This is a genomic window from Mycoplasma sp. Z386, assembly GCF_054343375.1.
Genome location: NZ_JBTGVC010000004.1, coordinates 1 through 11,920 on the forward strand (window position 1 = coordinate 1; position 11,920 = coordinate 11,920).

9 protein-coding genes are annotated in these 11,920 nt (G+C 24.7%); 5 read left to right on the plus strand and 4 right to left on the minus strand.

The window, feature by feature from the left end:
* The first annotated feature begins 132 nt into the window (after positions 1 to 132).
* The 4 genes from ACXX85_RS00960 (at position 133) to ACXX85_RS00975 (ending at position 5,342) form a co-directional block, all read left to right on the plus strand.
* Positions 133 to 396, plus strand: a complete 264-nt coding sequence (locus ACXX85_RS00960; RefSeq protein WP_436359152.1) for an HPr family phosphocarrier protein — start codon at positions 133 to 135, stop codon at positions 394 to 396.
* A gap of 118 nt (positions 397 to 514) precedes the next feature.
* Complete coding sequence (gene ptsP / locus ACXX85_RS00965) at positions 515 to 2,245, plus strand: phosphoenolpyruvate--protein phosphotransferase (protein WP_458557714.1); 1,731 nt, start codon at positions 515 to 517, stop codon at positions 2,243 to 2,245.
* Positions 2,232 to 4,052, plus strand: coding sequence for an oligoendopeptidase F (gene pepF / locus ACXX85_RS00970; protein ID WP_458560393.1), 1,821 nt, complete (start codon positions 2,232 to 2,234; stop codon positions 4,050 to 4,052). The genes ptsP and pepF overlap by 14 nt, the downstream gene beginning before the upstream one ends.
* 90 nt (positions 4,053 to 4,142) lie before the next feature.
* Entirely contained in the window at positions 4,143 to 5,342 is a 1,200-nt protein-coding gene (locus ACXX85_RS00975; protein WP_458560394.1) for a hypothetical protein, read from the plus strand.
* Positions 5,343 to 5,373: 31 nt separating this feature from the next.
* On the opposite strand, the gene ACXX85_RS00980 is transcribed toward ACXX85_RS00975, so the two are convergent.
* On the minus strand, positions 5,374 to 7,503 hold the full coding sequence (locus ACXX85_RS00980) for a Tex-like N-terminal domain-containing protein (RefSeq protein WP_458560395.1): 2,130 nt from the start codon (positions 7,501 to 7,503) through the stop codon (positions 5,374 to 5,376).
* Positions 7,504 to 7,510: 7 nt separating this feature from the next.
* Positions 7,511 to 8,749, minus strand: a complete 1,239-nt coding sequence (gene tyrS / locus ACXX85_RS00985; protein ID WP_458560396.1) for a tyrosine--tRNA ligase — start codon at positions 8,747 to 8,749, stop codon at positions 7,511 to 7,513.
* A 70-nt stretch (positions 8,750 to 8,819) separates the two neighbouring features.
* On the opposite strand from tyrS, the gene ACXX85_RS00990 reads away from it, so the two are divergent.
* Positions 8,820 to 9,689, plus strand: a complete 870-nt coding sequence (locus tag ACXX85_RS00990; RefSeq protein ID WP_458557667.1) for a DegV family protein — start codon at positions 8,820 to 8,822, stop codon at positions 9,687 to 9,689.
* Between the two features lie 47 nt (positions 9,690 to 9,736).
* On the opposite strand, the gene ACXX85_RS00995 is transcribed toward ACXX85_RS00990, so the two are convergent.
* Positions 9,737 to 11,185 carry a DEAD/DEAH box helicase gene (locus ACXX85_RS00995; protein ID WP_458557668.1) on the minus strand — a complete coding sequence of 483 codons (1,449 nt, stop codon included), beginning with the start codon at positions 11,183 to 11,185 and terminating at the stop codon, positions 9,737 to 9,739.
* An 11-nt stretch (positions 11,186 to 11,196) separates the two neighbouring features.
* Entirely contained in the window at positions 11,197 to 11,901 is a 705-nt protein-coding gene (locus tag ACXX85_RS01000; protein WP_436359142.1) for a pseudouridine synthase, read from the minus strand.
* Positions 11,902 to 11,920 lie beyond the last annotated feature (19 nt).

The window sequence follows — 11,920 nt, forward strand, 5'->3', positions numbered from 1 at the left end:
AAAGAGGACATTTTGATTAGTAAATACCCCGGGACATTTTGATTAATAATTTGCAAATTTTTAAATAATTTCATTTTGTTGTGTTAAAATTTAAATATAGACAAAAAATAAATAATATTTTAGAAAGGTATTATGGAAAAAATAACTGTTGTTATATCTGATCCAATTGGATTACACGCAAGACCAGCTTCAAAAATTGTTTCTGTTTCTTCAAAATTCAAATCAGATATTAAAATCATTACATCTGCAGCTTCTGCAAACGCTAAATCAATTATGAATATTATGTCTTTAGCTATTAAACAAGGACAAGAAATTTCAATTGAAGCAGAAGGTGAAGATGAAAAAGAAGCTATGGAAGCTTTAAAAACTACAATGGTCGAAAATAATTTAATCTAAAAATTGTTTTTGTAATTATAATTAACAAATTAGTTAAAAATAGACTAATTTGTTTTTTATTTTCATAAAAAAATTATATAATTTTATTACTACAAAAGATTAAAAACAAGGGGGAAATATGTCTAAAAAAATTACAGGGATAGGAGCTTCAAATGGTATTTCAATTGCAAAAATATTCAAAATTGAAGAGCAAAAAATTGAATTAACAAATTCAAAAATTGAAAATGTTGAAGCAGAATTAAATCTTTTTAATATAGCAATAAATAAAACTATAAAACAAATAGAATCAATTAAAGAAAAAGCATCTAAAACACTAAACGAAGAAGAAGTTGCTGTTTTTGATGCTCATATACAAGTAGCAAATGATCCAGCAATTATGGATGAAGTGCAAAACTTAATTAAAAATGAAAAATTGAATGCAGCTTTTGCGACAGAAAATGTAACTAAAAAATTTATTGAAATGTTTTCAAATTTCGATGATCCATATATGAAAGAAAGAGCAGCAGACATTAAAGATGTTGCTACAAGAATTATTAAAAATATTTTAGGTATTGAAATTGTTGATTTATCAGCAATCAACGAAGAAACTATTATTGTAGCAGAAGATTTAACACCATCAGATACTGCACAATTAAATAAGAAATTTGTAAAAGGATTTTTAACTAATATTGGTGGTAGAACCTCTCACTCTGCAATTATGGCTAGAAGTCTAGAAATTCCGGCAATTTTAGGTTTAGGAAATATTACAGAAATAGTAAAAAATAAAGATGTTGTAGCAATGAATGGTGAAAAAGGTGTTGTTATTATAAACCCATCATTAGAAGAAATAAAAGAATTCGAATTAGAATTTAAAAAATTTATGGAAAATAAAAAGGAATTAGAAAACTTTTTAACTAAAAAATCTTTATCAAAAGATGGTAGAGAAGTTACTCTAGCAACTAATATCGGTTCAGTTCAAGATACAGAAGGAGCATTGAAATATAACTCCGATGCTATTGGATTATTTAGGAGTGAATTTCTATATATGGATGCAGAAAATTGACCTTCTGAAGAAGAACAATTTAACTCTTACAAAGCAGTTTTAGAAAAAATGCAAGGAAAACAAGTGGTTGTAAGAACTCTTGATATTGGTGGGGATAAAACTTTAAAATACTTTAAATTCCCTGAAGAAATGAATCCATTTTTAGGTTACAGAGCGATTAGACTTTCTCTTGATAAACAAGAAACTTTTATAACACAATTAAGAGCTTTAATTAGAGCTTCTTATTACGGAAATTTAGCAATTATGTTCCCTATGATTGCAACAGTTGATGAATTTAAACAAGCAAAAGAAATCTACTTAAAAGTGTTGGAACAAGTTAAAGCAGAAGGTCATAAAGTATCTGACAAAATAGAAGTAGGAATGATGGTAGAAATACCAGCAGCAGCAGTTTTAAGTGAACAATTTTGTAAATATGCAGATTTTGTTTCAATAGGAACAAATGATTTAATGCAATACACCATGGCTGCTGATAGAATGAATGAAAAAGTTTCTTACTTATACCAACCATTAAATCCTTCAATTTTAAAATTAATTAAAATGACAATTGATGGAGCACACAAAGCCGGTAAATGAGCAGGAATGTGTGGAGAAATGGCTGGAGATTTAAATGCAATTCCTTTATTATTAGGAATGGGTCTTGATGAATTTTCAATGTCAGCAACAAGTTTATTAGAAGCAAAAAAATTAATTTCTAAAATAGATTATAAAAAAGCTCATGCTTTATCACATCAAGCAATTAAATGTGATACAGAAGAAGAAGTAAGATTATTACTTGAAACATTTAAAAAAGAAAATGAAATCATATAAAAAATATTCTGATATTCCAGAAAAATATCGTTTCGATTTAGAAAGTCTTCTTGAAAATAAAAAAATTGAAGTTATTATTCAAGAATATTGAATAAGTAAAAATGAAGAATTAAAATATAAAGATTCAAAATATGAAAATATTGAATCTTTTATTTATTTTAAAGAACTAGAAAATAAAAATGAGCTAAAATTAAACAAAATAATTAACTATTTATCTAATAAACTATCTATAAACTCTGTTGATCCAATCATAAGTAAAATTCAAGTAAAATTTGAAAATGATCTAGATGAATTTAATAAACAAAATGGTTCTGAAATAAACCGTTTATACAAAAATATTGACAAAATCAAAGAATGAATAAAGGATGAAAGACTAAAATCATTTAAATATGAGTTAACACAAATTTTAGATTTCCAAAAACACAAATTAAGCGATGAAATCGAAAATTTTCTTTTAGACATCAATAAAGCAAATCCTGATTTTTCTGAAATTTTTCAAGTTTTAAGTGATGTTGAAACTGATTTAGGTTATGGAACAACTTCTAAAAACAAAAAAATTAAAATTACTCACAGTAATTATTCTTTATTAATGAAAAACAAAGACAGAAATTTAAGAAAAACTGCTTTTAATAGTTATCTTAATTCTTATTTTAAAAATAAAAACACTTATGCAAAACTTTTAATCCAGCATTTTTCAAGAATTTCTACTTTTGCTCTTAAAAGAAAATACAATTCTTCCGTAGAATCCTTTATAAGTGAAGATTATATTGAAGAAAATATGCTCCAAACTCTCTTTAATAATGTTAAAAAATTAAAACCATTATTAAAGAAATTTCAAAAATATGATTCTTTATTTTTTAAAGCTAAATTCAACCAAAAGAAAGAATATTACGACTCATTTGTTGATTTAGTTGATAAAAAAGAAATATATTCAGTAGAAGAAGCACAAGAAATTTATAAAAAATCTTTAAGCATAATGGGACAAGAATATAACGATGTTTCTCAAAAAGCTTTTAATGAAAGATGAATTGATTATATGAATTGTAATGGAAAAACTTCTGGTGCATATTCAATTAGTAATGCTTATGGTTTAGATAAGATATTTATCTCAATGAATTGAGATTACACTTTAGAGTCTGTTTTAACTCTTGCTCATGAAATGGGACATTCAATGCACACATATTACTCCAATAAAAATCAAGATCAAAACAATGCAGAATATCCTATTTTATTAGCTGAAATTGCATCAATATTTAATGAATTAGTAGTTGGTGACTATTTAAAAGAAAATGCTAAAAATGATTTAGCCAAGTTACAAATATTAAGAAAAAATATTCAAGATTTTATTTCCACTGTTGTTAAACAAACCTTTTGATCAAATTATGAGTATCACGTTTATAATGCAATAGACAAAAATCAAGAAATTTCTACATTTGATGATTTAGCAAAAATTTATTCTAACACATATAAAGAATATTTTGCTTCTGGTTTTAAAAATGAAAAAAGTTTAATTTTTGCAACAATTGTTCCTCATTTTTATTTAGATTTCTATGTTTATAAATATGCAATTGGTTTTTTAGTTGCAAATTATTTCTTTAATGATTACAAAATTAATGGACCAAAATCATTAGAAAATTATATTCATAATTTCTTATCAGCAGGTGGAAAAGATAAACCATCTATAATTCTACAAGAAGCTGGAATCAATCTAAAAAATGATGATTTATACATTAATAGTTTTCAAATTTTAAGCAAAAATATTGAAGAATACATAAAATTAGGTAAAAAAATCTTTAAAGTATCATAAAAATTAAGGTTTTTTTGCATTTTTATTATATAATTAAACATATATTAATTTAACAAAAATTTAGTAATTATAAAGATTGTAAAGGATAAAATGAAAAAACATAAATTATTAAAGCCTATTTTAGCACTAAGCACAGTTTCTGCTTCAGTTATTACTTTGATTTCTTGTTCAGACAAAAAAGAAGAAAAAAACTTTTTATATGTAAGTCAAACTAATTTATTTTCTACTTCAGCAGAATTTAACTTTGAATCAAAAAATACAGATTTAAATTTTGATGATTCTAAATATAAGTATAAATTTGAATACAAAAAAGAAGCAGATGCAGAGTTCAGTACTTTAGCTAACGAAGATTTTAGAGTAGTAGAAGGTTATAAAAACAAAGCAATAGTTACATTAAAAAATTTAGAACCAGAAACCAATTATTTATTTAAATTTTCAAGAGCTACTAAAACTGGAGAAAATTCATATAGTGAATTTCAACAAGTAGAATTAAGCACAGAAAATGAAAATAAACTCTATGCATTTACAACAACCAAAACTCCAGATATTTCAAGTGGTGACTTTATTTTAACCCCAAATAAAACAGCTACATCTACACAAGTATCATTAACTTTCAGCAAACCTGAACAAATAAAAGATAAAAAAGTTTGAGTTGTATTAAGTGAAATTTCATTAGGTTCTACAGGTTATAAACAAACAAAAGAAATAGAAACTAAATCACAAGTTTATTTAGATACTTCAAAACCTTTAACTTTTGAATTTGATAAATTACAAGGTCAAAAAACTTATTTAATTTCAGATTTATTAGTTAGTGAACAAAACGAAAGTGATAAATCAAAAGCAACTAAATTATCTTTTGAATCAGAAAGTTTAATTAAGCAATTAACCACCACATCACGTTTAATTAGTGCACAAAGAGTTGCTTCAAGTGAAGTTGCAGAAAGTGATCAAGCTAAAAAACCATTTACAATCGCTTCTAATGTTACATCTATTGAAAATGGTTCAACTTATAAATTAACCATTAGAGAATATGATAGAACATCAGGTAAATTTAAATTAGTTAAAAAAGAAGGTAGTGAACAAGAAAATTATGTTGAATACACTTCAAGCGTTACAGCAAGTGAAAACAATTTAAATCGTTTCTTATTTGTATTTAACGATATCCCAGAAAAAGGAAAATCCTATATAATTGTTAAATTTGTTAAAGTAACAACAGATAATAAAGAAGAACCTTTAACAATTTTCAGAAATGCTAATAACACTATTATTGAAGACGTATTTATCAACTAAAATAAAAAATTCAAGTTTAATTACTTGAATTTTAATTTACTAAATTTACAGCAACATTGCCATTTTCCTGATTAATATCACTAATTTCCACTTCTACAACTTGATTGATATTAATTTTATTTTCTTGATATTTAGAAGAATGTAAGAAAACATCGTCTTTTAATCCTATCTCAATAAAAGCACCAAATTCAGTAATGTTTCTAATTATTCCTTTAAAAATCATACCTTTTTCTAATTCATCTTTATTAACTATATTATTTCTTAAAATAGGATCATCTAAGTCATCTCTAAAATCACGAAGTGGGTTAGAAAGATTTTCTAAAATTAATTTTATTTCAAAATATTCTAAATTTAATTTAATTTTAATATTATTAATTTCTTGTTCATTATTTAGATCTTTGAATTTATCATAATCAAAAATAGATAAACCATATAATTCCATAATTTTATATGCTTTTTTATACATATCAGGGTGAATTGAAGTTTTATCTAAAAATTCACTTGATTCATTAACTCTTAAAAAACCAGCAGCTTGTTCAAAAATCTTCTCATTAATTCCAGAAATTTTTAAAATTTCTTGTCTAGAGTTAATTTTTTTATTTTTTTCAATATAAGAAACAATATTTTTAGCTGTTTTGAGGTTTAATCCAGAAATATGCACAAGTAAATCAACAGAAGCAGTATTTATATCCACGCCAACACTATTAACGCATTGAGAAATTGCAAAATCAACTTTCTCATTTAAAAGTTTAACTGGTATATCGTGTTGATACTGTCCAACACCAATACTTTTTGCTTCAATTTTTATCAATTCAGATAAAGGATCGATATTTCTTCTTGCAATGCTTATTGCTGATCTTTGCTCTACAGATAAATCTGGAAATTCTTTTATTCCAGCTTTAGATGCAGAATAAACAGATGCCCCAGCTTCAGAAGTTATAATAAATTTTATTTCTAGAGAATGTTTTGTTATTAACTTTGAAATAAAGTTAATACTTTCTCAACTTGCAGTTCCATTTCCAACTGCTATCAAATCTACCTTAAAATCCTTTATTAATTGCAATATTTTATTTTCTGCTTCAACTAAATCTTGATTATTTTTTGGTTTAGTTGGATAAATAACATCAATTGATAAAACTTTGTTATTAGCATCTACTACAGCTAATTTGCAACCGCTTACAAAACCTGGGTCTCAACCTAAAATAATTTTATTTTTAATAGGTTTTTGTAATAAAAGTTTTGTTAAATTTTTAGCAAAAATATTTGCACTTGTTTCTTGTGATTTTAATAATAATTCGGAATACACTTGATTTTCAACACTCGGAATTAAAAGTCTTTTAAGTCCGCTTTTAACAGCTTCTTCAATATATTGTTTTCCTTCTCATTCCACTTTTTTAGTGTATTTATTAATTATGAATTCAGTTATAAAATCATTTTTGTATTCAAAAGAATTAGTAATAACTTTCTTTTCTGTAGCTCTATATATTGCCATTATTTGGTAACTTAAAAGATATTTAATTGGTTTATTAAAACTGTAATAAATTTGATATTTATTTTCTATATCATTTTCTCTATTTTTAAGTTTAGTTACTATTTTGGAATATTTATAAATTAAATCTACTCATTTTTGTCTTATTTCAACATCATTATTTACAATATCAGCAATTATGTCTTTAGCACCTTCAATTACATCTGTAACATTATTAACTTCTTTTTGTGGGTTTATATATTTTTCTGCTTCTTTAGTAAAATTAACTTTTCTATTTAAAGATAATAAAAAGGTTGCAAATCCCTTTAATCCTTTGCTTATAGCAATATTTGCTTTTGTTTTTTTACCTGTTGAGTATGGTTTATAAAGATTTTCTAACTCCACCATTTTTTCGCATTTTAATATACTTTCTTTTAATTGGTCGGTTAAAATTTCTTTTTCAGTTAAGGTTTTTATAATACTTTCTTTTCTTGCTTCAAGTTTTAAATTGTAGTTATATAAATCGTATATTTCTTTTATTTCAACTTCATCTAAACCGTTTGTATAATCTTTACGATATCTAGAAATAAAAGCAATGGTATTTTCCTGTTCAAGAAGTTCAAGAACTCTTTTTATATATTTAGAGTCAATATTTAGTTTTTTTTCTAATTGATTAATAATTTTTTCGTTCATTTTTTCCTTAGTTAAACTCAATTACAAAGTAATGTTTTTTTCCTTTTTTTATTAAAATAAATTTTCCATCAAAAAGGGAAAAATCTATATTTTCGTCTTCGCTCATAATCTTTTTATCATTAAATATTAAAGCTCCCTGTGCAATAAATTCTCTCATTTCCCTTTTAGAATTAAAAATTTTAGTCTCAATCAATAAATCAGAAATAGTCTTATCTTTAGTTTGTAAGAAAAAAGGAATTGAATTTCTTAATTGATTTATATGTTCAATTGTCAATTCTTTAAAATCACCTTTATTAAAGAGAATATTAGTTATTTTAACAGCATTATTTGCTTCAGTTTCGCTATGAATATTTTTTACAACTTCAAAAGCTAAAGTTTTTTGAGCTAATTTGAATGATTTATTTTCATTGTGCTTTTGAATTACTTCTTCAAGTTGTTCCAAACTTAAAAAAGTTAATCATTTTAAAAATTTTTCGACTTCTAAATCATCAGAAGCAAGTAAAAATTGATATAAACTATAAGCAGAAGTTAATTCAGGTTTTAACCATAATGATCCACCACCAGTAGATTTTCCAAATTTTTTATTGTTTTTATCAGTAAGTAAATTTGTAGTTATTCCAAAGGCATTGTTGTTATCTCCAAAAGCTTTTCTAATAACTTCTATCCCTGTTGTGATGTTTCCTCATTGATCAGATCCACCTAATTGTCCTTTAACATTGTAATTTTCATATAAATATTTAAAGTCTCATCCTTGAATTAATTGGTATGAAAATTCTGTAAAACTCAAACCGTTTTCTAATCTATCAGCAACTGAATCTTTTGAAATCATATAATTTATATTTAAATATTTACCAACTGTACTTAAAAAAGTTAGAATATTCATGTTTTGGTAAATTTCTAAATTATCAAAAACTTCTAAATTGAATTTTTTTAACTGATTAATTATTGATTCTTTATTTTTTTTAACTTCATCATCAGATAAAAGAACTCTATCTGATGATCTAAAGGAAGGATCTCCAATCATTCCTGTAGCTCCTCCTACCACCGCTAAGACTTTAACTCCTGCTTTTTGAAATCTTAAAAGGGTACAAATTTGAATATAGTTACCTAAATGTAAGGAAATTGCTGTTGGATCAAAACCAGCATAAATAAATTCATCGTCTTTCATATTAATGAATTTTTCTTCATTAGTAATATCTTTCAAAATACCACGTTTTTTCAAATCATCTACCAATTTTTTTTTCATTTTTCTCCTTTATTAATATTTTACAAAATAAAATAAACTAATATTTTAAAAATATTATATAATATTTTGTATGAAAATCGCAATTATAATAGATTCCGCTACAGGATTAAGTCAGAAAAAAGCAGAAGCAATGGATTTATATTTTTTACCGCTTTACATTCAAGTGGATGAAAAAGAATTCGCTGATGGAATAGATTTAGAATCTGGTGAAATTTTAAAATATGTAAATCTTAAATCAAAAGTTTCTACTTCAGCAACTCCATTAGGTCTTGCACATGAACTTGTAGACAAAATTAAAGATAAATACGATAAAATCATTATTTATCCAATTAGTAAAGGTTTATCATCTCAATACTCTAATTTTAAAACTTCATTTAAAAATGAAGAAAAAGTTTATGTTGTTGAATCCAATAAAGTAACTCTGCTATCTATAATTGATATCATTAATTTTAAAAACAATATAAAAAATGGTGTTGATTTCAACTTAGCTGTTGCTAAATTAGAAGAGGATTTTGTTGGAAAATTTTTATTAATTCCTAAATACAATGATGCCTTAGTTAGAGGTGGAAGATTATCTCCTTCTGCTGCTTCAATTGCTAAATTATTAAAAATAGTTCCTGTAATAAAATTAGAAAATGGGATGTTGCAAAAAGAAGGTAAAGGAAGAATTTTTAGAAAAACTTTATTCAATTATTATAAAGAAAATTGAGATAATTTACCTAAAACTAAAGATACTAAAACTGTTATTATTCATTCTGGAAATAGTGAAATAGAAGAAATTAAACAAGAATTTGAAAATTATTCAAATTCTAAAATTGAACTTTTTGATATTCCTAATGTTATCGCTATCCACACTGGTTTAGAAGCTGTTGCTTTTGGAATCATTAATATTAGCGATGAATCATTGGATTTAATTAAAAATATTTTTGCTAAAAAGTAATAAAAAATGAAGTTCGTTGCTTCATTTTTCTTTATTTTTCCTTTATTTTAATGTCTTCTTCTTTTTCTTTTTTCTCTGCTGTGAGAAATATTATTAATTTTTTTATCTAAGAATTTTTCTTTTCTTTTTCCATTTTTAGATTCTTTTCTATACTTTTCTTTAATAATAACACTTGGTTCAGGATTTAGTTTAATTTCTCTTTTGTTGTTTTTAGTGTTTGCAATAAATTCAGCTAAAATTATAGCTAATTCTTCTGTATTAAAAGTTTCTAATAATTTATCTTTGATGTTTGTGTATTTTGCATATTTATTTTTTTCTAATATTAGTTCACATTCTTCAAATATTCTTTTTTCTCAAACAGATTTTAATTTTTCATCACTCGGAACAAGGATTTCTTCAATTTCAGAGTTAGTTTCATTTGCAATTCTTTCAATGTGTAAAATCTCATTATGTTTTACAAAAGATAAAGAATATCCGGTTCTACCAGCTCTTCCGGTTCTACCAATTCTATGTGTATAATATTCAATTTCCTGAGGTAAATCAAAATTAACAACTCACTCAACGTGATCTACATCAATCCCTCTTGCCATAACATCTGTTGCAACTAAAATTGAAATATCTTGTTTTCTGAATTTATCCATTACAAAATTTCTTTCTCTTTGTTGCATATCACCTTGAATACCAGATGCTTTAAAACCATATTCTCTTAATGCATCACTAAGTTCATCAACTCTTTTTTTAGTTCTTCCAAATATAACAACTGATTTAGGTTTATATAATTCAAGAAATTTTATTAAGTTATTTAATTTACTTGATTCTTTCATTAAAACATATTCTTGCTTTATTGTAGAACTTGTAGTTAAACCTTGTGAAATAGAAATTACTTTTGCATCAGTTGTAATCATTTCACTTAAATTCTTAGTTTTTTTATCAAATGTTGCTGTAAAAAAGAAATTTTGTCTTTGCTTTGGAATAAAGTTTAAAATTTCTTTAATTTCTTCGTAAAATCCTACTTTTAATAATTCATCAGCCTCATCTAAAGTAAAGGATTTTAAGGCAGAAAAATCTATATTTAACTTAAATTTTTCTCCTTTTAACAAATCAATTAATCTTCCTGGAGTTGAAATAATGATTTGTGGTTTTTCTTTTATTGCTTGTTTTTGTTTATCATATGAAATCCCACCTAAAATTAATGCATTTTTGATTGCAAAATTTTTAGTAAGACTTTCAAATGTTGTATAAATTTGTGTAGCTAATTCTCTTGTTGGAGCTAAAATTAAATGTTGTATACTTTTATTTTTTTCGTCTGTATTTTGAATTATTGGTATAGCAAAAGCTGCAGTTTTACCTGTTCCTGTTTGTGCCTGACCAATAATATCATTTCCCATTAATGCTAATTCTATAACAGCATCCTGTATTGGTGTTGGTTGATCATAACCCATTTCTTCTATTGCTGTTTCTAATTTATTTATTAAATTAAATTTTTTAAATCCCATTTTTTCCCTTTTTATATTATTTTTACAAGTGATTTTAATCACCTAATTTCCTTTATATTTAGTTTTCTATATTCGCCTTTTTTTAATCCAATATGACTGAGTCCAGCAAATTCAATTCTATTTAATGATTGAACTTTTAAATTGAAAATTTCAAATAATTTTTTAACATGGTGATAAGTCCCCACACTTAAAGTTACTAAATAAGATTTAGTATCTACTTGTTTTACTTCTTGTTTTGAATTTATCCCATCAATAAAGACATTATTTCCATTTAAAAAATCTAATTGCTGTTTTGTTAACGGTTCATTCAATCTAACTCTATAAATTCTTAATATATTATATTTTGGATGTAATAATCTTTGAGTTAATTCACCATCATTAGTTAAAAGAATTGTTCCGGTGGTATTATAATCTAATCTTCCAACAGGGAAAATAAACTTATTTTCCTGTATTAAATCAGTAATAACGGTTCTTTTTTGTGGATCATTTAATGAACAAATTACTTTTTCTGGTTTATTCATTATATAATAAACATTTTCTTGTTTAAAAAGCGGTATGCCATCTACCAAAATTTTATCTTTAAAACTTGCTTTATCACCTAAATTTGCAATTTTTCCGTTAATTGTAACTTTTTGTGCTTGAATTAATTCTTCTGCTTTTCGACGTGAAGCAATCCCTGCTTGTGATATGAGTTTTTGAACTCTTTCTATTTTCATAAACAAAATTATATATTAT